The organism is Psychrobacter sp. ANT_WB68 (genome assembly GCF_008369115.1).
Taxonomy (GTDB): Bacteria; Pseudomonadota; Gammaproteobacteria; order Pseudomonadales; family Moraxellaceae; genus Psychrobacter.
Genome location: NZ_VOAZ01000001.1, coordinates 994934 through 1020768, shown reverse-complemented (window position 1 = coordinate 1020768; position 25835 = coordinate 994934). Strand labels below are relative to the sequence as shown.

Below are 25835 nucleotides of genomic sequence, written 5' to 3'. Positions count from 1 at the left end.
TAGTATGATATTAAGAGATTGATTTAATGATACTTTTTATTATAAAAATGCGCATTTAAAGTTGTCTGAGACGTCGCCCATTTTATGCCATAGCAGATGGCATTTTTATAGATAGTTACTTATAGCAGCCGAAAAAACTGCATAATGTGTTAAACTTTCGCTTTTCATTGTAGCATTTACCAGCAAGCGCTGAGACCACGTTTTGGTACTTCTATCGTAGAGGTATGTCGCGCTTGCTTGGCTGCATCACTACTAAAATAAATACTTATACCAAATTTCCATTTATACCGACTTTTAACACATTAGGCACCCATGGCAGACAACGAAAAAACCGACGACTTACTCAATCAGACACCGCCGCATAATATCGATATTGAGAAGGCTTTGCTGGCGTCTTTGATGAGTATCGAAGAGGCTTACGATAAGATTGCAGATATCGTGACTAAAGACGATTTTTATGCAGGACGACATCAGTATATTTTTGATGCCATCGCGCATTTAGCGGCGGTCAACGAGCCTTATGATACGGTCATGGTGCATGACTGGTTGGAAGCACAAAAACTACTGAAAAGTGCCGGTGGTGATAGCTACTTGGCAGATATTTTAAGCCAAAGTCCGGCAACTTTGTTTAACCTCACCGCTTATGCCCAGCGCGTGCGAGAGCTATCGACCCTACGCCAGCTGATTACCACTGGCAACGATATGCTTACCCTTGCCTACAATCCTAAAGACCAAACGGTCAGCGACATTTTAGACAGTGTCGAGGCAAAAATATTTAGTATTAATGAGCAACATAACAAACGCGCAGAACAGCGTGGGCCTGTTGGCATTACCTCTGTACTGACCAATGTCATCGATAAAATTCAAGAGCTAAAATCCAATCCCGACGGCATGATAGGTTTGCAAACGCCCTTTGTTGAGCTCAATAATAAAACCCAAGGTTTACAAGCAGGGGATTTAATCATTGTTGCCGCCCGTCCTTCTATGGGTAAAACCACCTTTGCTATGAACTTAGCAGAAGGTATTTTATTTAATGAAGATTTACCCGTGGTGGTGTTCTCGATGGAGATGCCAGCCGAATCTATCGTTATGCGTTTGCTGTCTTCATGGGGGGCGATTAATCAGACGCACCTGCGTTCTGGTCAAATGAATGAAGATGAATGGGCAAAAATGATGAATGCCATTCAGCATCTGCAGTCTAAACACTTATATATTGATGACAGTACTGCCCTGCCGCCCTCTGAGCTGCGTTCGCGCTGTCGCCGTATCGCCAAAAACCATGATGGCAAGCTTGGCGCTATCATTGTCGATTATCTACAATTAATGAAAGTGCCTAATCTTGATGGTAACCGTGTGGGAGAAATCTCCGAGATTTCTCGTAGCTTAAAAGCCTTGGCTCGTGAGCTTGAATGCCCAGTCATCGCCTTATCACAGCTTAACCGCAGTCTGGAGAACCGTCCTAATAAGCGTCCTATTATGTCGGATTTGCGTGAATCAGGTGCGATTGAGCAGGATGCCGATTTGATTATGTTTATTTATCGCGATGAGGTTTATAATGAAAACTCGGACCACAAAGGCGTGGCTGAAATCATCATTGGTAAACAGCGTAACGGCCCTATCGGCACCATACGCTTGGGCTTTGAAGGGCAATTCACCCGCTTTATCAATCTGACGCCAGAATACTATCAAAACGTCAGCTTTGAGAATGACGAATAATTGACTTATTAAACGATAAACACAACAAGCCCTACGCTTAACAAACGACTATGCATAAAAAATAGCCAGTGAGTCATCAACCGGATTGATGACTCACTGGCTTTATCAATTCACCACTTTACTAATAAAACAATTTTGCTAATAAAGAAGGCAATTATGCGCACCATCACAATCAAACCAGCAGCCATCACTCATAACTTGGCTCAAGTTAAAAAACTGTCACCAAAGTCCAAAGTGCTCGCTATGGTCAAAGCCAATGCCTATGGTCATGGCGTGGCAGCTGTCCTGCCAGCGTTACAACAAGCCGAACAACAGGCAGATGGTATCGGCGTCGCAACCTTGATAGAAGCATTAGAAGCTCGGCAATTGGGCTGGGATAAAACCATTGGTCTAATCGAAGGCGCATTTACTAAAGATGAATGGCAGTTGGCGATTGAGCATGATATTAGCTGTGTGATTCATCATGAGCCACAGTTAACGTGGGCATTAGAAAATACCCCACCTACAAATAGCGCCACTCGAGTGGTTTGGCTTAAATACAATACTGGTATGAACCGCTTAGGGTTTAATGACCAAACCCTTATTCCAGCAGCCAAACGCCTGCATGAAGCCGGTTATCAGCTGATTTTGACCACCCACTTTGCCAATGCCGACGACCGCGCTCATCCCCTAAACGCCATTCAAATCCAGCGTTTCAATGATATGCTGCACACCCTAAAAGAAACGGTCAGCAGCGATGTAAAAGGCTCCTTATGCAACTCAGCTGGTATTGTCAATTTTTCAGAATATCATTACGACTGGGTACGTCCGGGTATCATGTTATACGGGAGCACGCCTGTCATTGACAAAAGTGCGCATGATTTAGACTTACAGCCAGCGATGGAATTTAGCGCGCAGATTATCGCCTTACAAACAGTCAACGCCGGTGACGGCATTGGTTATGGGAGCCGCTGGACCGCTACACATAATACTAAAACCGCCTTGGTCAGTATCGGCTATGGAGACGGCTATCCACGGGTAGTTAATAATGATGCGTATGTCTCTGTCATTGATGCCAGCAATCATCAAAGCTATCCATGCGCGGTACTTGGGCGAGTGGCCATGGATATGATTGTCATTGATGTCAGTGCCGTACCAGAGAGCGTGGCTTTAAATAGTCAGGTGATACTTTGGGGCGACGCGCCGCATGTCGATGAAGTCGCTGCCCATGCTGATACCATTAGCTATGAGTTACTATGCCGCCTAAGCGCTCGCCCGACTCGGACAATAGCATAGTCATAGTCGATAGAGATTAATGTGATGACTGTTTGCGAGACTGATAAACATGGCAAATTGGACATTTACATTAAGCCCAATTGCGCTATACTAAAAGTTTGTTGTCACCCCAGTATACGCACTGACGCGATGCTATTGAAGAATGATAACGTTTCACTGACTGCGATCGACTGCTAGGATTACTATGAGTTTGCGCCATTTTTTGACCCTATCTGATTTAACCAAACAAGAACTAGAAAACCTAATCAAACGCGCGAGCGAACTGCGTAAGATGCAACACGCTGGCGAGATATATCAGCCCTTCGTGGGTCGTACGCTTGGCATGATATTTGAAAAATCATCCACCCGTACGCGCATCTCATTTGAGACTGGCATGGGTCAGTTTGGCGGCAGCGCTATTTTTTTATCGCCAAATGACACCCAGCTTGGGCGCGGTGAGCCGCTAGAAGACTCCGCTCGCGTCATCTCCAGCATGGTCGATATTATTATGATTCGCACCTTTGGCCACGAAAAAGTTGAGACCTTTGCCGAATACTCTAGTGTGCCTATTATTAACGCACTCACTGATGAATTTCATCCATGCCAGTTGCTTGCTGATATGCAGACCTATTATGAGCATCGCGGTAGTATCGAAAACAAAATCGTCACGTGGGTCGGAGATGGTAATAATATGTGCGCATCCTACATGCAAGCGGCCAATCAGTTTGGCTTTGAGCTACGTGTAGCAGCCCCATATGGTTTTGAGCCTGATCCTGAGCTGATGAAACGCTTCTCACATTGCGTGAGTATCGTTGAAAATGTGCAAGAAGCGGCGAAAGATTCGAGCTTAATTGTCACCGATGTGTGGGCAAGTATGGGACAAGAGTCCGAGCAAAATACCCGTGCACGCCGCTTTGCTGCTTATCAAGTCACGCCATCACTGCTTGATAAAGCGGATCCTGAAGTCGTCTTCATGCATTGCTTGCCGGCGCATCGCGGCGAAGAAATCTCGCATGATATGCTCGATGATCCACGCTCTGTGGTGTGGCATGAAGCAGAAAACCGCTTACATGCGCAAAAAGCCTTGATGGAGTTTTTATTAAAAGACAAAATTAAGCTACCTGCCTAAAAACAGGCTTCTAAAAAGCTTAACGTGGAATATTGATAAAATAGTCCATACAAAAAAGGCAGAGCCCATTTATGGCGCTCTGCCTTTTCATTCTTTATAGCTTTATCATTTAGTGCCACATTCTAGCATTAAAGGACTAACGCGTTACAGTCGTCACGCCATTACTTCCCGCTTTGAGCAATACATCTGCTTGATTGGCCGCAAAGATACCATTACAGACCACACCAACGATATTGTTTAATTGCTGCTCTAGCGCTAGCGGGTTACTGACATCCAAATCATAGGTGTCTAAAATCACGTTGCCATAATCGGTGACGAAATTCTCACGATATACTGGCTCACCGCCTAAAAGAGCTAACTGCCTTGCCACATACGAGCGCGCTTGTGGGAGCACCTCTATCGGCACTGGAAACTCACGTCCCAGCCATTCCACAATTTTACTTTCATCGACCATGCAGACAAATTTATTCGAAGCTGCGGCGACAATTTTTTCGCGTGTCAGCGCGCCGCCACCACCTTTGATCAATTGCAAATGTTCGTTTACCTCATCGGCGCCATCAATATACACATCAAGCTGACCAGCAAAGTTTAAATCGACGATTTCGATACCAAGGGCACGGAGTTTATCTTCGGTGACCTGTGAGCTTGCAACCGCGCCAGCAAGCCTTAACGTCGGCAACAACTCAATCAAACAGTTAACCGTACTGCCCGTTCCGACCCCAAGTATCATGTCATCTTCGATATAGCTTAGGGCAGCTTTGGCTGCAGCTTGCTTTTGTGCTTGCTGATCACTCATCATAAATCCTTGGAAAAATAAACGTATCACTCTAAAACAGGCAGAATGATAAAAGAGGTAAAATGCGCGCTTATTATAACCGATGGCTTTATGGGATGTTAGCGTAAAACCCATTCTAAATACTCATTCTCCGCCCTCATTGCTCATACTTACTTTAATATATCGATGACTTGGCTAATATCGCTTGACTGAGATTGTGTGATTCCCATTTTACGATCATATGTCTGTTAGGATTTAGTTTTTAACCTTTAACGCTCATAAAAAACTTAAAAGCTTAAAGTCATGATAAAAAACCTTTATAAAAAACTCTCTACAAAATTTGCAATTGTGTCTTGCAAGATAGTCAAAATCAGCATAGGCTAATCTATTTCGTTTTTAGGCTAATCTATACGGGTTTATGGCTATTTATAGCTGATGATTTATAAACACTGACTTTATAGCCATTTGCACCTCTTTTATTCATCTTCACTCAATTTAGGAATCATTATGCTGTCACACTGGGTACGAGCCATCTTGCAAGCCACCGTCTATGACGTTGCTATTCAAACACCACTTGAATCGGCACCCAAGCTGACCCAACGTTTTGCTAATGATATTCGATTTAAGCGTGAAGATTTACAGCCAGTAAAATCCTTTAAATTACGCGGCGCTTATAACTGCATTAGCCAACTGAGCGATGCGCAAAAAGCGCGCGGCGTCATTTGTGCCTCAGCGGGCAACCATGCCCAGGGCGTTGCTTATTCTGCCCGTAAGCTTGCCCTCAATAACATCATCGTAATGCCAACCACCACCCCAGATATCAAAGTAGATGCTGTCAGAGCACTGGGCGGCAATGTCGACTTATATGGCGATAGCTTTGATGAAGCCAACCGTTATGCAATCAATCGCGCTGAAACAGAAGGCTTGACCTTTATTCCTCCTTACGATGATGAATTGGTGATTGCTGGACAAGGCACTATTGGTCTGGAGTTGACCCAGCAGTGGCGCAATATGGATTATGTGTTCGTTGCTGTGGGGGGCGGCGGGCTTATCTCAGGGGTTGCAGCCTTTTTAGGTGAAGTCGCGCCGCATGTCAAAGTCATCGCCGTAGAAGCAGAACAATCAGCCTCCCTCAAAGCAGCGCTTGAAGCAAATGAGCGGGTCAAACTGAAACAAGTCGGACTGTTTGTTGATGGTGTCGCAGTCGCCCAAATTGGCGAACTCCCTTTTGATATTGTCCGTATGCAAAAGAGTGATAAATCAGGTCCGTTGGTCGAGCCCGAAGTGGTCACTTGTACCAACGATGAAGTCTGTGCCGCGGTCAAAGATATCTTTGAAGAAAACCGTAGCATTGTTGAACCTGCTGGCGCATTACCCGTTGCAGGCATGAAAAAATATATCGAAGCCAATAACTTACAAGGTAAAAATTGCGTCAGCATCATCTGCGGTGCCAATATGAACTTTGACCGCCTACGTTATATTGCTGAGCGTACTGAAATTGGTGAGAAAAAAGAAGCCATCTTTGGCGTGACGATTCCTGAGCAAACGGGTGCTTTCTTAAACTTCTGCCGTAGCTTACATGGACGTAATATCACCGAGTTTAACTACCGTGCTGATAGCAAAAAATCACCAGACTCGATGGAGCCTGCGGCAATTTTTGTCGGTATTGCTCTAAAAGAAGGCGACAAAGAGCGTCAAACCATCAGTAAGCAATTGGCAGACGATGGTTATACGGCACATGACCTAACCGATGATGATATCGCCAAATCACATATCCGTCATTTGATCGGTGGTCATGCTCATGTTGAAAACGAGCAATTATTAAACGTGGTATTTCCTGAACGTCCGGGCGCACTGCTTACTTTCTTAGAGAAACTTGGCGACGACTTTAACATCACCTTATTCCATTATCGCAATCATGGCGCTGCTGAAGGTCGCGTGCTGGTCGGCGTACAAGCCTCTGAAGGTAACTCTCGTCAGCTGCAAGATGCGCTTCTTGATATCGGCTACGACTGCACCATGCTCAATGACAATATTGGTTATCAGTTGTTTTTAAAATAGTTAGTGTAGAGATAAACTTTCATTCATCAGGGCGGTGTTTTCATTGCTAAACAACCGCCACTGATGGATCAATAGCGATTATTCATTGGTAGCAATTATTAATTGGTAGCGACCATGATTAAGTAGTGAGCCATGATAAAAAAGATATTGATGTTTGTATTGTTACTGGTTTTAGCACTTGTGGGTTATAACATGCTTCAACCTAAAAGCTCTACAAGCAATCCTAGCACTGATATTGCGGCTGATACTTCAATTGCTGCTTTTACCTCTGCTGATTTTGATGACATACCGCCAACGTACGTCGATTTAGAGGCAGCTTCAGATACAACTTCAAATGCAGCTCCGGCAGCAATTCCAGTTGTAATATCACAGCAAGCAGCGCCAAGCTTTGCCTGTGATGGGAGACAACATTGTTCTCAGATGACCTCATGCGCAGAAGCCACTTACTTCTTACAACACTGCCCTAATACAAAGATGGATGGTAACCATGACGGTATCCCTTGTGAGCAGCAGTGGTGTAACTAATTTTATATCACGCATAAATTGAGAACGTCATGCATATCCCTGCTGTTTTTACCGAAGAAAATTTTGATAACATCATTGAATTTATCTCCATTAATCCGTTAGCGACCTTAGTTGCCCAAACTAAAGATGGTATCGAAGCCTGTCATATACCGTTGTTTTGGCATAATGACCACGCTAAATTCAATGCAGATTTTGGTTCCGATTTTGCTTCTGACGAATCACACGGCTATCTTTATGGTCATTTTGGTCGTAAAAATCCTATTTACCAAAACACTTTACCAAACGGTTCGTGGTTAATTATTTTCCAAGATTCTGGACAATACATCAGCCCTAACTGGTATCCTAGCAAAGCAAAAACCCATAAAGTAGTGCCTACATGGAACTATCAAAGCGTCCATATTCAGTCTAAGATTGAATTGATTGAAGATAGTGACACCCTTAAATGGATATTAGCAACCATGACCGCGCAGCAAGAGGTAATATCCGACAACCCTTGGTCACTAAATGATGCACCAGCTGCTTATATCGATGCCATGTGTCGCGGTATTATTGGCTTTAGACTGCCTATCGATTCGATACAAGCTCAGTTTAAATTAAGCCAAAATAAAACCGTAGAAGACATCACAGGGATCATAAATGGTTTAGAGCAGGTAGAGAATAATAGTGCTGCTGTGATGGCTGTCAAAGTTGCTAATCAGAACAATGGCTAACTTGAGTTCTCTGTACCCATCATAATCACCTACTTTTAAACACTTTAATCGCGCACCGCTCTTTTAATCAATAAAAACGACACCATTATTATGTTACTTTATTGATATCTATGAGGTTTTGATGAGTAAACATAATAAAAACCACAATCAGCCGAGCCATAGCCAACCAGATGCGGTGCGTATGCGTCTTGATAAATGGTTATGGGCAGCTCGCTTTTATCGCACCCGTACCCTTGCCAAAGAAGCCATCGAAAGCGGACGTGTCCATTATGCAGGGAGCCGCGTCAAAACCAGTAAAGAGATTGCAGTCGGAGATGAGCTCAGTATTCGCCAAGGCTCAGCTACTGCCATGACTGAGAAAACAGTCTTGGTTGAAGCGCTAAGCGCACAACGTGGTAATGCGATTGCCGCACAAGCATTATATTCAGAAACTGAGGAGAGCGAAGAGCGCCGCGCTTATTACGCTGAGCAGCGCAAACTTGCCAATCTTGCCCGCCCTGATAATAAACCCAATAAGAAAGAGCGTCGAGATTTACAACGCTTCAAAAATAAGCAAGACTAAAGTTATTATTCACTTTTATACGGCAATATCCCTAGCCCTAACTATGAATAGCATTCATTAAGAGGATTAATACAGACTATTAGGGTCGGCAGCTTTTTATTATTATTGCCTAGTGTGACCACATTGTCTTACCTCTACCCTTGCCATTCAACACATTAACCGTTACGCTGACAGCTAATTAATTTACTCGATAACATGCTAATAAACCGCATTACCTATGCTGGTCTTGATAGCATGTTTTTTTGTTGTGATAAAAGGTCCTTATATGCCAATCAAAGCGTCTACTCCCTCATCCGTTCTATTGGTTTGTTTGGGAAATATTTGCCGTTCACCGACCGCCGAGGAGATTTTCCGTCAGCAAACCGCCATTGCAGGGCTAGCGATGAAAGTGGATTCGGCAGGGACTGGGGACTGGCATATTGGTCATGCACCCGATGTGCGGGCACAGCGCCATGCTAAAGCCCATGGTTATAACATCAGTAAGCTGGTCGCCCGTCAAGTAAGCGCTGATGACTTCCGCAAGTTTGATTTAATATTGGCGATGGATGCACAAAACTTAGCTGACCTGCAAGCCATTAAAGATAATATAACCAACACAGATGGTAAGCTTGCCAAACTGGCGCTGTTTAGTGAAGAAGATCCAACCTACGGCGGCGACGATGTCCCAGACCCTTATCAAGGCGATGGCGATGCTTTTGAAGAGGTCATTGAACGTATAGAATCCAGTGCACAAGCTTGGATTGAAAGTTGGAAAACTGCTTAGCAATGCTTAGGGCTTAGTAGCACTTAATGCTTAACAATGTTTAATAGTACTTGGTAATAAAGCGCCATATTTGTGCTACTTTTATGCCGTGCATCCTTTATAATAAACACCGTATTACCTCTTGTTTATTTGCCATATAGGCTATGTTATGACCTCAGCTTTACGCCATGATTTCAACGCTTCACATACGACATCGACCAATTTTGCGGTGAATTTACCACAGGCTACATCGGTCGATTTGTCCCATAGTAATACGATGGCATTGGCATGCATGGCAGATGTTGTCGTGACACTCACGGATGAGGCGCAGCTTGACGCTTTTATGGCACGCTACATAAAAGACACAGAGCCTAATAAGCCGTTATTCGTGCTCTCTGGCGGTAGTAATGTTCTATTGCCGGCATACTTGAATGCTATCGTTTTACGTCCACAAATGCGCGGCATTACTATTACGGCGCAAACAGACTGTTATGTCGATATCGAAGTGATGGCAGGTGAAAACTGGCATGACTTGGTGCTGCATACGGTGGCTCAAGGTTGGTACGGACTTGAAAATCTGGCATTGATACCAGGTTTGACTGGAGCGGCACCTGTACAAAATATTGGCGCTTACGGTGTTCAATTAGAAGACTGCTTAGAGTACGTACGTGCTTATCATCTGCCTAGCCAAACTTGGCATCATCTAACAGCGGCAGACTGCCAATTTGGCTATCGTGACAGTATTTTTAAGCGAGCCCCTAATACTTGGTTGATCAGCCGTGTCGGATTTAGATTGCATACCAATGCCAGCAAAATCCTTGCCAGCTATGGTGATGTTCAGACAGTCGCACAGCGTTATGCAGAGCAGCAAGGGCGCCCGCAGCCTATGCCCGCTGATGTCATGCAAGCAATTATAGATATTCGTCAGCAAAAACTGCCCGACCCTAAGCAACTCCCTAATTGCGGGAGTTTTTTTCAGAACCCTATTATCCCTCAAGCGCAATTTACAGAGCTACAATCAGCTCACCCTACCATCGTTGGCTATCCGATGCCGAATGCCATGATTAAAGTTGCGGCTGGTTGGTTGATTGAACAGTCTGGTCTAAAAGGCGGCGGTCTCGCTCCGATTATCACTCATCAACAGCAAGCGTTAGTGTTGACCAATCACAGTCCTTATCACGCGACCCAAGCAGATGTGGCAAAAGCCCAATGTCATATTGCTGATGTTGTGTATGAGACATTTGCGATTCAATTATCGCGTGAGCCAGTATGGGTAAATGCTGACGGCTCTATTGGATATGATGAGCATGTGGTCTAAACGATCATGGTCCAATCGATTATGGCGGTCTTACTTACGTTCCGCTGAGCGTATGATAAAGCTATTCCGTATTATTAATGCTACTTTTTTGCTTGGCTCTACGGCGGTCATTCTCGTAATTATCAGCTTATTTACTCCACTGTTTTCGCATGCGGTTGTGTATCTTTTAGCTCATTTACCTTTACCAAAGATGCCGTCAGCAGCCATGAGTTCTCCGCCGACCGCGTATGTGGTATTAGGCGGTGGTCTGACCAATGACAATAACAATCAAATCATCCTAAATAATTATAGCCTCAACCGCGCTCGTACAGCAGCAACCGCCTATCACGACTTGCCACTCCCTATCGTGCTCAGTGGTGCTGAAGCACCCTGGCTCGGTCAGTGGCTTATCGAACACGGTATCGATGGTTTAATCAGCGAAAACGCCAGTATGAATACCTGTGAAAATGCCCGTTTTACTGCTAAGCGTATTCCTCTACATCATGTATACCTCATTACTGATAGCTATCATATGGCGCGGGCAAGAAGACAGTTTGCCTTAAACGGTATTAATAGCACCCCGATTAATGCCCCTTTACCGGTGAGACGTGATTGGATGGAACCGGCACAGAACTTGAGTCATTCGCGGCGTGCGGTTTATGAAGTTGCCGCCTACTTGCGCGATGTGATACGCCCGCAAGCAAACTGTCGAAAAGCCAATGATGTAACCTCGCAGCAACTATTAACCCCTAGAGGTAACGCTGTCAAGACGCCTACTGAATAAAGCGCATCTTGTATTTTCTCACCCTAGCATCATCATATTGTTATTATTGCCCGTTATTCACTGTCTCACTTTGAATGTTTATAGAGTATTTATAACACTTGCAATAAGTGTATAATATAAAAAACTGCTATTGAAGAGGTTTGCCATGCTCAGTATATTTTTATTAATTCCCTTAAGTTTAATGCTGTTTGTGGTCGCCATCTGGGCAATACGTTATGCGGTCAGATCAAACCAGTTTGAGGACTTAGATAATGCTTCTCAACGCATTATCTTGGATGACCGTCAAGAACGTCGGCAAACGATTCAAGCTCATAAGCCTAATGACAATATACCGCAAACTAATGATACGCAGTCGTCTGACAAAACTGATGATTGAATCGTGATCGCGCAGATATCGTATCGGTTAAACCAATAGATATAAATAACATTCAAAAATACAACCTTCCCCATCTCATTTATACGTGACTGCCTTATCACTTTTTCGTCTTATAAAATGGTGACAGTAGGTTCACGCTTTACTATTTTTAGGAGAGACTCCCCATGACCACAGCTCTACTTGTTGCGGCATTGCTAATGGGTTTTTTTGGTTCACCTCATTGCTTAGGCATGTGTGGTGGTCTAGTGACTGCCTTTGGTCTGTCAATGAAAGATGTCAGCCCTGCCAAGCGCCGTGCGTTGGTAGCGACCTATCATTTCGGTCGCCTGACCAGCTATGCGTTTTTGGGTTTGGTCGCAGGATTGATAGGCACAGCCGTATTACAGCCATTGATGCAAGGCAATAGCACACCGCGTATTTTACTTGGTTTGGTATTGGTATTTGTCGGCGTAACCATGCTTGGTGCACCATTTTTAAACAAGCTCGAACGTTTTGGCATGCGATTTTGGCAATACCTAAGCCCTATTCGTCAAAAAGTATTCCCACTCAATACCTTTCCGCGGGCTTTATCTGCCGGTCTTCTATGGGGATTCTTACCTTGCGGCTTAGTCTATGGCGCTCTGTTAATCGCTGTGGTCGCGCACAACCCACTCAGTGGTGCTGCTTTGATGTTCGTCTTTGGCTTAGGAACCGTACCAATGCTGGTCGCGACTCACGAAACCGTCGGCTGGTTACGGGATAAAATTGGACGTTTTCGTTTAAGACAGCTCAATGGTGCTGTGATGGTATTATCTGGTTTAGCCGTCGTTTTCGTGCCTATCGCCATGTCCAGTATGCATGGCGACCATGGCGGTGGTCATAACATGAACATGGAGCATGGTGAGCATACCATGATGATGAATGACACAGGTAATACCACCAACCACGATATGAGCCAGATGGACCATAGTATGCACAATATGAATGATGACTCAGAAAACATGGAACCTCATCACTAACTAATTGCTGTTTAATATTCCTTTAAATTGATGGCATCTAAAAACAGACGTATAAAAAAGCCCTTAATCATTCATTAAGGGCTTTTTGCTGTTTAAATGCTTTAGAACTTCATTAAAAAAATTTATTAAGGCTGCCACTGCTCGAGGCTAAACTTGGTATCTAAATGCTTTTCTAATGCTGGGATATTAAAGGCATCATCTTCACTGACGAAGCTGATACTGATACCGGTTTGTCCCGCGCGTCCAGTACGCCCAATACGATGTACGTAATCATCTGGCTGATCCGGCAAGGTATAATTAATCACATGGCTGATATCATCGACATGAATACCACGCCCCGCCACATCGGTTGCGACCAAAACAGAAGCATGACCATCTTTAAAGCGTTGCAGATACTTTTCACGCTTTTGCTGAATGACATCACCTGACAGCATCACAATTTTATGCCCCTGACGCAGCTTATGATACAAGCGCTTAACCTGATCTTTACGGTTGGCAAAAATAATCACCTTCTCTACTGTGCTATCAGTGATGATACGCTCAACCGCTGCGAGTTTTTGATCTTCGGTCAATAAGTAAAAATGCTGATCGACCAATTCGCTGGTTTTATGCTCAGGCTCAATCTCTACAAACTCTGGCTCATGCAGCCAGCGATAAGCCAAATTCATTACATCTTGATTAAAGGTAGCAGAAAATAGCAAGCTTTGACGATCGGTATTCGGCGGCATACGACCGACCAAACGCTTGATATCTGGAATAAAACCCATATCGAGCATACGGTCGGCTTCGTCTAATACCAACACTTCTACTCGATCCAAATAAACCATGCCTTTGTGCATCAAGTCAATCAAACGCCCTGGCGTGGCAATTAAGATATCCACATATTGGCGTTCAAGCTCATGCTGCTGGGTTTCATAATTGGTACCACCCATGATACAAACGCTATGCAGCGAAGTATATTTGGTCAGAGCGAGGCAATCATCAAATATTTGCTGGGCAAGCTCACGCGTTGGCGCCATAACGACGGCGCGTGGCTCACCTAAATAACGTTCTTCATCAGTGGTAAAAGGACGTTTGAGTAACGCCTCCATAATGGTCACTAAAAACGTTGCCGTCTTGCCAGTACCCGTTTGCGCCTGTCCGATCGCGTCGTGATTGGCCAATGTATGTGGTAGTATTTGTGCTTGAATGGGCGTCAATTCAGTAAAACCTAAATCACTCACGGCACGTAAGGTGGGGGCTGAAAGCGGCAAATCCGTAAACGTCTTAAAAGTACTCAAAAAAATATCCTTGTGTATGAATCGATTATCTATCATTGATAAGTAATGGCTTATGATAAGCGTTGGTTGTATAGAGCGACTATCTATGGTGATTAAATAACTGAAGTCCGTAATCGCTAGTCAGGCAAATTATAAAACCCATAAGCATAAAAAAGCCAAGCCCAACGCCTAAACTTACCCAGTATGCTGCGTTCAACTCAACATAGGTAAGACAAGACGGGCTTGACTCAGTAGTATATCAGTAGTTTATACAGACATTATAGCTGAACGGCGCTAATGACTGTATCGATTACTCTTCTACTTTTCTGACTTCTTCAGCTTGCAGGCCTTTATCGCCTTCTACAACACTGAACTCAACCTTCTCGCCATCTTTTAGAGAGCGATAACCATCACCTTGGATCGCGCGGAAATGGACAAAAATATCTTCGCCGCTATCACGTTGAATGAAACCAAAGCCTTTTGAGTCATTAAACCACTTAACGATACCTTGCTCACGAGCTGACATAATATTACTTCCTAAAAAGTCACTTAACCCCAAATTCCTTTGCGAGATTGCATATAAACGGGGTTTAAGATTATGAAATCAAAATGTAAGAGTACTACTCTACATACCATCATCTGAACATAAAGCGTGTTATCACCCTCTTTATGATGCAGCGTACAGTAAATTTACTATGACCAATATAAGCAAATACTAAAATAATTTTAATCAATTTAATAGATAGCCCAATTGGCATCAGCAACAAATAGGTAATATATGTTGCGTAAAAAATATCATAGCACGGGTTTTTAGCAACATAAAGACTTTTAACATGATTTTTAAAGCTTGGGGTAATTTTTCATGTTATTTTTTATAACACGACTGACAAACTGTTATCATAAAGGGTTAAGGGGTCTTATATTTTATTCATTTCATTTATTGAAAACGTATAGTAAGTTTATCTTATACGATCCTTTATTATAATTATAAAAACTAATCTCACTTAATAACGATAGAGAGCATTATGACCACTCCTTCTCAGTCAGCAGTAACCGACAAGCCTTCTCAACAACAAGCTGGTATAAATGTAAATGGTAAAACGCGTAAGTTGTTGCTCCTTAATGGCGTTAACTTAAACTTATTGGGTAAACGTGAGCCTGAGATTTATGGTCATAAGACACTTGCTGATATTGAAAAAAAATTGATCGAGCGTGCAGCCAAATATGGTGTTGAGCTGATTTGCACCCAATCAAATTATGAAGGTAATCTTGTCGATGAGATTCAACATTATGGTCTGTTAGCAGAGCCAGTAGCGCAAGTAGATGCGATTATTATCAATCCTGCTGCCTTTACTCATACCTCGGTTGCTATCCGTGATGCGCTATTGGCAACACAAAAACCTTTTATAGAAGTACATTTGTCCAATGTCCATGCGCGTGAAGCGTTCCGGCAGCATTCCTATTTAAGCGACGTAGCAGTCGGCGTTATTTGTGGCTTAGGAGATTTAGGTTATCAGATGGCATTGGATTATTGGTTGACTCATATTTATGCTTTAAAATTAGATGATTAATGATTCATGGTTAAATCGTTAGCATTTAAATCCTATTTATTAGCCAATAAAAAACCGTCATACTATTCAGTCATAAGCTACAAGCTATAACCTACAAGCAGTATTAAGATACGTATCATGTTGCCTTTGGCACATTAGTCAAACAGCAATCGCTTGCTTAAAACAATAACATTAGGGCTTAGAAAATAAACCCACTATATGGTGATATGAATGGCAAAATCGTCCGGAAAACGCTTTATGAAACTTGCTGGCATGACCGCCAGTATTGCCGGCAAAGCCGCAAAAAACTCATTAAAGCATCTCTCAAGTGACGAAGAAAAACGTCTACAAGCGCGCTCAGAACTGATGCAAGACGTTGGGATACAAATAGCCGAGACGCTTGGAGAAATGAAAGGCGCCGTGATGAAAGTGGGTCAAATTGCCTCACAATATAAGGATGTCTTTCCGCCTGAAGTTGCGACGGCTTTAGAGAAGCTACAAAAAGATGCGCCGCCGATGCCTTATGCGCAGATACGCGCACAAGTTGAGCGTGAGCTTAACGCACCGGTTGCTAAGTTATTCACTGAGTTTGAAGAAGCGCCATTTGCGGCCGCCTCTATCGGGCAAGTGCATAAAGCTGTGCTGCCATCCGGGCAAAGAGTGGTGGTAAAGGTTCAGTATCCTGATGTCGATGAAAACTGTGATAGTGACCTGAAGCAAGTACGCATGGCGCTAAGAATAGCGGGCGTGCTCAATATGAGTAAGCAGTTACAAGAGCAGTTGTTTAACGAGATTCGCCAAAGTTTGCATGACGAGCTCGACTATATTAAAGAGGCGCACAATCTACAAGTATTTGGTGCATTTCATGCAGACGACGATGGTCTTATCATTCCGAAAGTGATTGGAAGCCACTCATCCAAGCGGATTTTGACCTTGACCGAAGAGATGGGTGAAACGCTCGCAGTGGCAGCGACATGGGACAATGCGATTAAGCAAAAAATTGCGACGCGGCTGTTCCATTTTAGTGCAGGACAGCTATTTGGTTTATACCGGATGCACTGTGACCCCCACCCTGGGAACTTCGCCTTTCGCACCGATGGCAGTGTCGTCGCTTATGATTTTGGCGGTATTCGCAGTTATAGCGATAGTGAAGTACAATTATTTAGGCGTTTTGCTAAACATGCCTTAAAAGGCGACGTAACCGCACTTGAGCAAGACTTAATTGCCCTCGATATTCGCCGTGATGACGATAAGAATGTACCGGGTGAGTTTTATGAGAAATGGCTAGAAATCGGTCTCAAGCCTCTATCAATAAAACCTCATCAAGAAGGCGCGTTTGACTTTGGCAGCAGCCAAACCCATCATGAAGCCATCGCCCAAATGCGTACCTCGTTGAAGTATTTTGGGCAATTTCAGCCCTCAGCGACCACGATGATGCTCGACCGCACCATTTCTGGTCAGTATTGGAATTTAGTCAATCTAGGTGTGGTGATAGACTTATCACCATTGGTTGCAGAATATATAGAATATTAAAGCTTAGAAGCCTAATAATTTTAAAAAGCCATATAAACATTAAACATGCAGGGCATGACCGCAGCGATCACAGAAATCCGCTCCTACAGCGTGCCCGAATTTTCCACAATTTGGGCACGCGATAGGATTCAGCTGTGGGCGCATATTACGCGCCAGTTCAGCCGTAAAAATACCCGTCGGTACAGCAATAATCGCGTAACCGGTAATCATCACCATAGATGCAATCGCTTGCCCGATTGGCGTTTTTGGTGACATATCGCCATAACCGGTGGTGGTGACCGTTACCACCGCCCAATAAATAGAGATGGGAATACTGGTAAAGCCATTTTCCGGCCCTTCTACCACGTAGACGACCGCACCAAAAATAGTCACGAGCAATACCAATGATAAGAAAAACACCGTGATTTTCTGTTGACTGGTTTTAAGCGCTGAGGCGAGGAAGCCCGCTTGCTGCATGTAAGTATTGAGCTTGAGTACACGAAATATACGCAAGATGCGCAGTATGCGAATAACCAGCAGATACTGCACACCGCCAAATATTAAGCTTAAATAGCTTGGCAATACCGACAATAAATCCACGACGCCAAAAAAGCTAAAAACATAACGAAAGCGATTGGGCGCTGAAAATAGCCTTAGACTATATTCGATGGTAAACAAAATGGTAAAAAACCATTCTGCATAACGAAATAGCGTGCCATATTGCAAACGCATGTACAGCACACTATCGAGCATCACCACAGCGACACTGGCCAAAATTGCAATCAACAATACAATATCAAACAGCTTACCCAAACGGGTATCCGTGCCTTCGATAATGATATGAATGCGGTTACGCAAATGAGTAATGGCTTCGGCGGTTGGTTGCTTCATAGAGTCAATAAAGTCACAAAATCAATGGTTATATAAAACCGAACGTTTTAGGCTGGCATGGACAAGCTTAGGTTGGTCAAAATGCGCTAAAGTGGTTTATAATATTGCAAATATTATTGCTGTCGACCGTTATTATGAGAATCAATAGTAGGTCAAAAGATAGAAAATAGCAGTGTAGCAAAAAAGCGCGCCAAACGACATACAAATCGTTAACTTGCCGATAGGCCGATTACACTGCATTAACAGCACAATCATATAATAAAAACACCTCATCAGGTATAAAAGGTTGTCATTGGGGCATGCCCTAACAACTTTTTTACCCGCACTATCAATAACACGTAAAACGTAAGGATGTTATATGGCAGGCCATTCAAAATGGGCAAATATCAAACACCGTAAAGCCCGTCAGGATGCGGTAAAAGGCAAAGTGTTTACCAAGATTATTCGTGAAATTGTTTCTGCTGCCAAGCAAGGTGACCCTGACCCTGATAAAAACCCACGCTTGCGTGCCGCTATCGAAAAAGCACTGTCAGTCAATATGACCCGAGATACCATCAACCGTGCAGTTGCTCGTGGGACAGGCGGCGATGACAATGACAATATGGATGAGGTCAGCTATGAAGGCTATGGCGTTGGTGGCGTCGCGGTATTGGTCGAAACCATGACTGACAATCTGAACCGTACAGTCAGTGAAGTGCGACATGCTTTTACTAAAAACGAAGGCAATCTTGGCACCTCAGGCTCAGTGGCTTATCTATTTACCAAGCGCGGTGAAATCACCTTTAATGACATCAGCCTAGAGGAAGATGTCATGCTTGCGGCCTTGGACGCTGGGGCACTTGATATCGAAAACGATGGCGAGTCACTACTGGTCATCACCGAATGGGAAAATTTCGGTAAAGTAAAAGATGCGCTTAATGCAGCAGGCCTTGTCTCTGACAATGCTGAAGTGACCATGTCACCATCTACTAGCGCTGAAATAGACAACGTCGAAGATGCAGAAAAAGTCATAAAGATGATCGATATGCTAGAAGATATTGACGATGTGCAAGAAGTCTATAGCAACGTCAATTTTACAGATGAAGTCATGGCGCAGCTTGAACAGTAGTTAAGTATAAGCTAGCTTAGCCGCAAAGTGAGTGTCAAAAAATATTCATTTTAATAAATAGCTGACTTATCGGCATCAAAACCCGCATCAAAACATGAGAACCAGACAGTTTTATACTGTCTGGTTTTTTCATTTCAATCACCCACCTGCAGTATTGTATTTTTTCTAATCGAGGAATATAATCGGATTCAATAGTAACAATTATCATTAACATATAAGAACGGATAAGGACTCTTTATGAGCACGACTCTTTCACCCTCCTATCCCACCCCTACTGCTGCTAATATCAACACTCTTAATGCCAATGCTGCAAATAATACCCATGCTGAAAATCTGTGCTCCTTACTCGATTTGGCTAAATATCAAACCGCTATTATTGATGAGATTATCACTAATGACCGCTTTGGTGATATCGATGGCGTCATTAGTCAAAGACTCAAAGATTTGGGCTTTCTGCCTAACACCAGCATTCATATTGTTGCCAAAGGTCTGTTTGGAAAGCCGCCTTATGCGGTGCAGCTTAGTACTGGAGCACAGTTTAGCTTACGTGCCGATGAGCTAATAAAAATCAGATGCCGCGCTATCACTGTAGATTTAACATAAGCCTTAGGTTCACTGCAGTGGCTTATTCATAACATCCTTATTAATAAACCACTTACTACTCACCTATTTCATTAAAGCTATTTTGTAACCTTAATAACTCGTAAACCGATTCATAAGTGATGCCCTATTAAATGCCAAGCATGCAAATAAAAGCAGTGACTAAGTCTATCAATCTTGCGCTCGTGGGTGCACCTAACTGTGGTAAAACGGCCACTTTTAATGTACTGACAGGGTCTAAAGCGAAAGTGGCAAATTATTCTGGCGTTACCGTTGATAAACGCACTGCCACTATGCTTGGATACTCTGCTGTCAATATTGTAGATTTGCCCGGCACATATAGCTTAAAAACCACCAGTCTTGATGAAGAAGTAACTCGCAAAGTGCTCTTCGGTCAGATGCCAGGTGAGCCGATACCCGACGGGATGATTTTCGTGGCTGATGCGACCAACCTGCGGATGTCACTACGTATGTTGTTAGAGCTGAAAAGCTTAGGTTTGCCAATAATAGTCGCCCTCAATCTGAGCGATGTGGCCGAGAGTCGGGGTTTAGTGGTTGATGAGGTTATATTATCAGAGGAACTGGGCGTTCCTGTTGTTAAGACGGTTGCCATCAAACGTCAAGGCTGCGAGCAGTTGCTGACTTTAGCCAATGAGTTTATTGACCATATCGATAACAAAGCTCAACCCGTACGTTTTTTTTATGGGGATAATCATGTCAATACCGATGCACAAGGTATGTACCAAAAGGCGGATGACATTCTGAGCCGAGCGGTGATAAAGTCACAACGTTTGCCAAAATGGCATGAACGCATAGATTATTTGGCATTGCACCCCGTCATCGGGGTCATTATCCTATTAGCGATTCTTTTTATTATCTTTCAAGCCGTCTATGCGTGGGCAGAGCCCCTTATGCTAGGCATTGAGTGGTTGGTCGCGAGTATTGGGGCCCTATTAGTCGAATGGCTACCGGATGGCATATTACAAAGCCTTCTCGTCAATGGCGTCGTGGCTGGGGTCGGTAGCGTCGTGGTATTTGTACCGCAAATTACCTTGCTATTTTTATTCTTATTAATCCTTGAAGACTCAGGCTATCTACCTCGTGCCGCTTTTTTATTAGACAACTTATTGGCTAAAGTGGGCCTATCTGGACGCTCATTTATTCCCTTACTATCAGGTTTTGCTTGTACGGTACCAGCCGTTATGTCAACTCGCACTATCCCCAACCATAAAGAACGTTTTGTGGCGATTGCTGTTTTGCCCATGCTGACGTGTTCGGCGCGTTTACCGATTTATGCCCTGATTATTGCGGCGGTGATACCCAATCAAACTGTCCTAGGTATTTTCAACTTGCAGGGTGTGACTTTATTTATATTGTATATCGCGGGTATTTGTTCGGCGGCGTTTGTATCTTGGTTATTTAAACGCTTTCATAGCACAGAATCGAAAGCGGCGGCATTTCCATTATTGATGGAGCTTCCCACTTATCGTCTGCCTAATATCAAACATATTGCCAGTGAACTTTGGGACAAAGTGAGCGCCTTTTTAATGAGAGCCGGCACAGTGATTTTTGCGCTTACGGTTGTATTATGGGTCTTGGTCACTTTCCCAGCAGCGCCTATTGGAGCTACGAATCCAGCGATTGATTATAGCTTCGCTGGCATGCTCGGGCATGTTATCGAGCCAGTTTTTGCGCCCATTGGTTTTACCTGGCAGATGTGTATTGCTTTGATTCCGGGTCTAGCTGCCAGAGAGGTAGTGATTGCCGCTTTAGGTACGGTATATGCGGTAGGTAGTGTTGGCGACGAGGCCATCAATCAAACGCTTATCCCTATCATTCATACTCAATGGGGACTAGCCACTGCGTTTTCATTTTTGGCATTTTATGTGTATGCGCCGATGTGTTTGGCCACGCTGGCGGTTATTCGCCGCGAAACCAATTCTTTGAAACAAACTGCAGCCATTGCTGGTTATCTGTTTATATTGGCTTATTTAATGGCGTGGCTAACCTATCGCGTGACAGGTCAAATTTTCGGATTTTAAAGGTATGATGATGAGTACATTCTTAGAGTATTTATTGGTATTTATAATAGTTATTTTATCTTTTTATTATGTATGGACAAAGGTGATATTTAAAAAGTCGAAGGATTGCAACGGCTGTGGTAAATGTTCTAAATAGCCAAATGTTATTCAGAAGTTCTAGTGTCTGCTTATTGGTAAAGGCCTGTTCTAAACACGAAAAGGCCAAACGTTTTCAGTGTTTGGCCTTCTTGGTTGCATATGATATATCAGCAACCTCACAACAATCACCTACTTGAACAACCTCAATACCTTTAACGCTCAAAGCCTCCGTGTCGAAGACTACGGGGCGCGCACCACTAGCGATAACGACATAGTCGTATGGAATTTGGGCAATACTGCCATTTTTATCTTTGCAATTCACTTCACCGCTGTTAATGCTTGTTACCATATATCCAGTATACTGTTCTACACCGTATGCCTTATAATTTTCGAGCATGCTAGGTAAAACAGTCACGCTGATATCACCACCAATCTGATCACCCATCTCTATTATCGATACCTTGCAGCCTTGTGTAGCAAGATATTCAGCGGTTTCACAGCCGACCACACCACCACCGATTACCGCCACGCGTCCAGATACTTTATACTTACCTGCCAGCACCTGCCACGCATCATAGAGGTTTTTGCCATCTATACCTGGGATTGGCGGTATAAAGCTTGACGCACCGACTGCGACGATAACAGCATCAGGCTCTAGCGCTAGTATACTTTGAATATTCGCTGTTTGACCCAATTTTAGCGTTACACCCTGAGTATGTACAGCATGCACCAAATCTTCTATAGCTCGGCATATTTCATTTTTACGCGGCGGGACAGCAGCAATGTGCAACTGCCCACCCAGCTCAGTAGCGGTTTCAAACAGCGTTACACTATGACCTTTCTTTGCAGCCACACGGGCAGCTTCCATACCTGCAGGACCGCCACCGGACCACAACATTCTTCTTCATTTCAGCAGGCGTAATAAAACGCGTCTCTTCAAAGCCATTTTCAGGATTGACCACGCAAGCAATAAACGAGCGATTTAGGACATTATCAACGCAGCCTTCGTTACAGCATATACAGCGAACGATATCAGTGGCTTTATCCGCACCCGCCTTGTTCGCCCAATCAGGATCCGCTAAGAGCGCACGGTCAATCCCAATCATATCAGCCTTGCCATTTTGCAGTATACCCTCACCCATCTCAGGATCAATGATACGCCCTGAGGTGCTAACCGGGATGGAGACCTCTTGCTTAACGGCACCTGTGATATCAGCAAAGAAGCAGTAAGGCTGCACGCCCATCGGCGGGATCGTGTCTGCCATATTACCAGTATGGTTCGCTTGCCCAACATGCAACATATCCACGCCTGCTGCTTCAAGCCACTGTGCAAATTCTGGCGCGTAGATTTCATCAACACCACCTTTACCACACTCAGGTGTGACAACCGATAATTTATAATCGATAATCATATCTGGTACGACTTTTTTTAGGGCCTGTACTAACATCAAAGCAAAGCGTGTACGATTCTCAAGAGAGCCGCCAAACTTATCTGTGCGCGTGTTCATTTGTGTGCTGCATAGCGCGCCGACCAGTCTGTCGCCATGCACCTGGATGACATCTATCCCCGCTTTTTGTGCACGCACTGCACAGGCACACATCTTGTCGATAATATGCATCAAAGCGTCTTCTGACACCTCATTGACGAAATATTGCATGTCATGATTGAGCTGGGTGCGTACCTTTTGCATCTCGCCAGCAGCAAACAAGGCGTTAAGGACATTAACGTCATACTCAGGATGAAAAATCTGCACGCCAAGCTTGGCTCCGTAGGTATGCACATTGTCAGAAAGTAGCCGGAAACTGTCTATTTGGCTATCATCAAATAATTTAGGCGTCGGCGCAAAACTACGGACAGGCGCGACGTCGCGTAGCACGATATAGCCTGTGCCACCCTTGGCAAGACGAGTATAAAAGGCACGGCTTTGCGAGCTGATATTGCCGTCTTTATCTTCATAGCCAGTCGTCAATGGTGGAAACATCGTACGGTTTTTAAAGATGACACCACCAATGGTGATAGGTTATATTATTTTCATAGCCGATATTTTAGTGGTCGTATTATTCATAATATTCTACTTTTAGCCTATCCTTTGCACGAATGCTATTGATAGTATTTGTATCGAAAATTTGTATCGGAAAAACAATATTGGACTTGTACAATCAAAAGAACTAACGCTTAACCTCGACACCTTCGAGCGCTAGCAAGTACTCTTTTTTGTCTAAGCCGCCGGTATAACCACCTAGTTTGCCATCGCTAGCAATAACACGGTGACAAGGAATGATGATACTAAACGGGTTTCTGCCATTGGCATTGGCAACGGCGCGGTAACCTTTAGGATTACCGACTCGCTGCGCAAGTGTCGCATAACTAATCGTTTCGCCATGCGGTATCTTTTGCAGCTGTTGCCAGACACGTTGCTGAAAATCAGTGCCTAAACTTATATCTAATGGCAAGTCAAATGCTTGACGCTCACCTTTAAAGTACGCTGTTAATTGCTCAAGCGCTTCTATAAGTAGCGCCTCGGTAGGCTCGATTTTGCTTAGGCTATTCTGAGCGATAAAGGTAAAATCTTGATCGACAAGTCCATAATGCTTTTTAAGCTTGGGAATAGATTTTGAGCTGTGCCAAGAATCGCCCATCTGCAGCCAATTGACTTCGACCAGCTTAGGACTGCTATGGCTACTAGCAATCAGTGCTAACTGGTGCGACTCAGCAGCTGCTATGGTGACTATCATGATCCTTTCCTCTAAAAACCCATGTTTTTAAAACTTATTTATTCATTGAAAAAAAACCTATCAAGCATTACTCTTTATCATCGGTCTCAAATAAGGCGGCGACGAACTGCTTCGGACTAAAGGCACGCAAATCATCAATCGACTCACCGACACCAATATAACGAATAGGAACATCCGTGGTTTCAGCGATATTGAACACCACGCCACCTTTTGCCGTACCATCAAGTTTGGTAATGGTAATACCGGTTAATGGTACGACTTTGTTAAACAACTCAACTTGGTTGATGGCATTTTGACCTGTGCCCGCATCAAGCACAATCATGCCTTCATGCGGCGCGCTTGGATCGGCTTTACGCATCACGCGCACCACTTTTTCAAGCTCGGCCATTAAGTGGGTTTTATTTTGCAAGCGTCCTGCAGTATCAGCGATTAATACATCGATATTTTTTGCTTTGGCAGACTGCATGGCATCAAAGATAACAGAGGCACTATCAGAGCCATGACCTTGGGCGATGACTGGAATGTCATTGCGCTCACCCCAAATTTGCAGCTGTTCAGTCGCGGCAGCACGGAACGTATCGCCAGCTGCCAACATGACGGATTTGCCTTCACCTTGCAGACGCTTAGCAAGTTTACCAATAGTCGTCGTTTTACCAACACCATTAACGCCTACGACCAAGATAACAAAAGGCTGTTTGCTGGTATCAATGACGAGTGGCGCAACTTTTGGCGTTAAGATATCAACCAGCTCAGTTTGCAATGCTTTATACAATGAATGGGCATAAATCAAATCACCACGAGCGGTTTGCTCGGTCAGACTTTTGATAATACGGTTGGTTGCATTGACACCGATATCAGCCACTAACAGCTGGTCCTCAACTTCTTCTAATAACTCATCATCAATCTCTTTGCCACCGATAAGGATACTAACCATACCTTCGGCAAGATTTTTACGCGACTTACTCAGCCCCGTCTTCATACGATTAAACCAGCTGCCTTTTTTCTTGTTTTCCTGAGTCTCTTGCGACTCTTCTAACGCTGCTGAGGGCTGCTGTAGCTCGCTCTGTGCTTTACTTTCTGTTTGCGCTTTATTTATAGCACTGGTATCGCTATTTGTAGATGAGACGCTT

At 43.9% G+C, this 25835-nt stretch carries 25 protein-coding genes; 17 read left to right on the top strand and 8 right to left on the bottom strand.

Translation table 11 applies throughout. From position 1 onward, the window contains the following. The first annotated feature begins 312 nt into the window (after positions 1 to 312). The 3 genes from dnaB (at position 313) to argF (ending at position 4099) form a co-directional block, all read left to right on the top strand. A complete protein-coding gene (gene dnaB / locus FQ084_RS04255; RefSeq protein ID WP_149489358.1) occupies positions 313 to 1716 on the top strand; it encodes a replicative DNA helicase in 1404 nt (467 codons plus the stop codon). 156 nt (positions 1717 to 1872) lie between these two features. Then, positions 1873 to 2991 (top strand): alanine racemase, encoded by a 1119-nt coding sequence (gene alr / locus FQ084_RS04250; RefSeq protein WP_149489357.1) that lies wholly within the window; start codon positions 1873 to 1875, stop codon positions 2989 to 2991. A 184-nt stretch (positions 2992 to 3175) separates the two neighbouring features. Continuing rightward, positions 3176 to 4099, top strand: a complete 924-nt coding sequence (gene argF, locus FQ084_RS04245) for an ornithine carbamoyltransferase (protein WP_149489356.1) — start codon at positions 3176 to 3178, stop codon at positions 4097 to 4099. A gap of 136 nt (positions 4100 to 4235) precedes the next feature. Here argF and rpiA read toward each other — a convergent pair whose 3' ends face one another. Continuing rightward, complete coding sequence (gene rpiA / locus FQ084_RS04240; protein WP_149489355.1) at positions 4236 to 4895, bottom strand: ribose-5-phosphate isomerase RpiA; 660 nt, start codon at positions 4893 to 4895, stop codon at positions 4236 to 4238. Positions 4896 to 5381: 486 nt separating this feature from the next. Between rpiA and ilvA the strand changes: the two genes are divergently transcribed. The 9 genes from ilvA (at position 5382) to FQ084_RS04195 (ending at position 12929) form a co-directional block, all read left to right on the top strand. Next, positions 5382 to 6935: a threonine ammonia-lyase, biosynthetic gene (gene ilvA, locus FQ084_RS04235; RefSeq protein WP_149489354.1), complete on the top strand. Its 1554-nt coding sequence runs from the start codon at positions 5382 to 5384 to the stop codon at positions 6933 to 6935. Positions 6936 to 7127: 192 nt separating this feature from the next. Beyond that, positions 7128 to 7460, top strand: a complete 333-nt coding sequence (locus FQ084_RS13440; RefSeq protein ID WP_410477322.1) for an excalibur calcium-binding domain-containing protein — start codon at positions 7128 to 7130, stop codon at positions 7458 to 7460. Between the two features lie 29 nt (positions 7461 to 7489). Further along, positions 7490 to 8170: an FMN-binding negative transcriptional regulator gene (locus FQ084_RS04225; protein WP_149489353.1), complete on the top strand. Its 681-nt coding sequence runs from the start codon at positions 7490 to 7492 to the stop codon at positions 8168 to 8170. Positions 8171 to 8291: 121 nt separating this feature from the next. Then, positions 8292 to 8732 (top strand): RNA-binding S4 domain-containing protein, encoded by a 441-nt coding sequence (locus FQ084_RS04220; protein ID WP_149489352.1) that lies wholly within the window; start codon positions 8292 to 8294, stop codon positions 8730 to 8732. Between the two features lie 265 nt (positions 8733 to 8997). Further along, positions 8998 to 9495: a low molecular weight protein-tyrosine-phosphatase gene (locus tag FQ084_RS04215; RefSeq protein ID WP_149489351.1), complete on the top strand. Its 498-nt coding sequence runs from the start codon at positions 8998 to 9000 to the stop codon at positions 9493 to 9495. A 148-nt stretch (positions 9496 to 9643) separates the two neighbouring features. After that, entirely contained in the window at positions 9644 to 10792 is a 1149-nt protein-coding gene (murB, locus tag FQ084_RS04210; protein ID WP_149489350.1) for a UDP-N-acetylmuramate dehydrogenase, read from the top strand. After that, positions 10782 to 11555 carry a YdcF family protein gene (locus FQ084_RS04205; RefSeq protein ID WP_149489349.1) on the top strand — a complete coding sequence of 258 codons (774 nt, stop codon included), beginning with the start codon at positions 10782 to 10784 and terminating at the stop codon, positions 11553 to 11555. The genes murB and FQ084_RS04205 overlap by 11 nt, the downstream gene beginning before the upstream one ends. Before the next feature lie 145 nt (positions 11556 to 11700). Then, on the top strand, positions 11701 to 11931 hold the full coding sequence (gene ccoS / locus FQ084_RS04200; protein WP_149489348.1) for a cbb3-type cytochrome oxidase assembly protein CcoS: 231 nt from the start codon (positions 11701 to 11703) through the stop codon (positions 11929 to 11931). A gap of 164 nt (positions 11932 to 12095) precedes the next feature. Beyond that, a complete protein-coding gene (locus tag FQ084_RS04195; RefSeq protein ID WP_149489347.1) occupies positions 12096 to 12929 on the top strand; it encodes a sulfite exporter TauE/SafE family protein in 834 nt (277 codons plus the stop codon). A 125-nt stretch (positions 12930 to 13054) separates the two neighbouring features. On the opposite strand, the gene FQ084_RS04190 is transcribed toward FQ084_RS04195, so the two are convergent. Next, positions 13055 to 14245 (bottom strand): DEAD/DEAH box helicase, encoded by a 1191-nt coding sequence (locus FQ084_RS04190; RefSeq protein ID WP_188032883.1) that lies wholly within the window; start codon positions 14243 to 14245, stop codon positions 13055 to 13057. Between the two features lie 253 nt (positions 14246 to 14498). Further along, entirely contained in the window at positions 14499 to 14714 is a 216-nt protein-coding gene (locus FQ084_RS04185) for a cold-shock protein (protein ID WP_011513806.1), read from the bottom strand. A gap of 499 nt (positions 14715 to 15213) precedes the next feature. Between FQ084_RS04185 and aroQ the strand changes: the two genes are divergently transcribed. Both aroQ and FQ084_RS04175 read left to right on the top strand, forming a co-directional pair. Next, complete coding sequence (gene aroQ / locus FQ084_RS04180; RefSeq protein WP_149489345.1) at positions 15214 to 15759, top strand: type II 3-dehydroquinate dehydratase; 546 nt, start codon at positions 15214 to 15216, stop codon at positions 15757 to 15759. Between the two features lie 210 nt (positions 15760 to 15969). Further along, the gene (locus FQ084_RS04175) at positions 15970 to 17271 is read left to right on the top strand and encodes an ABC1 kinase family protein (RefSeq protein ID WP_149489344.1); all 1302 of its coding nucleotides are present in this window, start codon (positions 15970 to 15972) and stop codon (positions 17269 to 17271) included. A gap of 39 nt (positions 17272 to 17310) precedes the next feature. On the opposite strand, the gene FQ084_RS04170 is transcribed toward FQ084_RS04175, so the two are convergent. Next, positions 17311 to 18141 (bottom strand): ion transporter, encoded by an 831-nt coding sequence (locus FQ084_RS04170; protein ID WP_149489343.1) that lies wholly within the window; start codon positions 18139 to 18141, stop codon positions 17311 to 17313. A 358-nt stretch (positions 18142 to 18499) separates the two neighbouring features. On the opposite strand from FQ084_RS04170, the gene FQ084_RS04165 reads away from it, so the two are divergent. From FQ084_RS04165 to feoB, 3 genes are all read left to right on the top strand, one after another. Then, positions 18500 to 19249: a YebC/PmpR family DNA-binding transcriptional regulator gene (locus FQ084_RS04165; RefSeq protein ID WP_149489342.1), complete on the top strand. Its 750-nt coding sequence runs from the start codon at positions 18500 to 18502 to the stop codon at positions 19247 to 19249. Between the two features lie 237 nt (positions 19250 to 19486). Beyond that, complete coding sequence (locus FQ084_RS04160; protein WP_149489341.1) at positions 19487 to 19852, top strand: ferrous iron transport protein A; 366 nt, start codon at positions 19487 to 19489, stop codon at positions 19850 to 19852. 155 nt (positions 19853 to 20007) lie between these two features. Beyond that, positions 20008 to 21891, top strand: a complete 1884-nt coding sequence (feoB, locus tag FQ084_RS04155) for a ferrous iron transporter B (protein WP_223144855.1) — start codon at positions 20008 to 20010, stop codon at positions 21889 to 21891. Positions 21892 to 22102: 211 nt separating this feature from the next. On the opposite strand, the gene FQ084_RS13300 is transcribed toward feoB, so the two are convergent. The 4 genes from FQ084_RS13300 to ftsY form a co-directional block, all read right to left on the bottom strand. Further along, positions 22103 to 22867: an FAD-dependent oxidoreductase gene (locus tag FQ084_RS13300; RefSeq protein ID WP_223144842.1), complete on the bottom strand. Its 765-nt coding sequence runs from the start codon at positions 22865 to 22867 to the stop codon at positions 22103 to 22105. After that, positions 22800 to 23951, bottom strand: a complete 1152-nt coding sequence (bilR, locus tag FQ084_RS13295; RefSeq protein WP_223144841.1) for a bilirubin reductase — start codon at positions 23949 to 23951, stop codon at positions 22800 to 22802. Before bilR ends, FQ084_RS13300 begins: the two co-directional genes overlap by 68 nt. Positions 23952 to 24138: 187 nt before the next feature. After that, positions 24139 to 24705: a methylated-DNA--[protein]-cysteine S-methyltransferase gene (locus FQ084_RS04145; RefSeq protein WP_149489340.1), complete on the bottom strand. Its 567-nt coding sequence runs from the start codon at positions 24703 to 24705 to the stop codon at positions 24139 to 24141. 67 nt (positions 24706 to 24772) lie between these two features. Next, positions 24773 to 25684 carry a signal recognition particle-docking protein FtsY gene (gene ftsY / locus FQ084_RS04140; RefSeq protein WP_262880670.1) on the bottom strand — a complete coding sequence of 304 codons (912 nt, stop codon included), beginning with the start codon at positions 25682 to 25684 and terminating at the stop codon, positions 24773 to 24775. Positions 25685 to 25835: the final 151 nt, after the last annotated feature.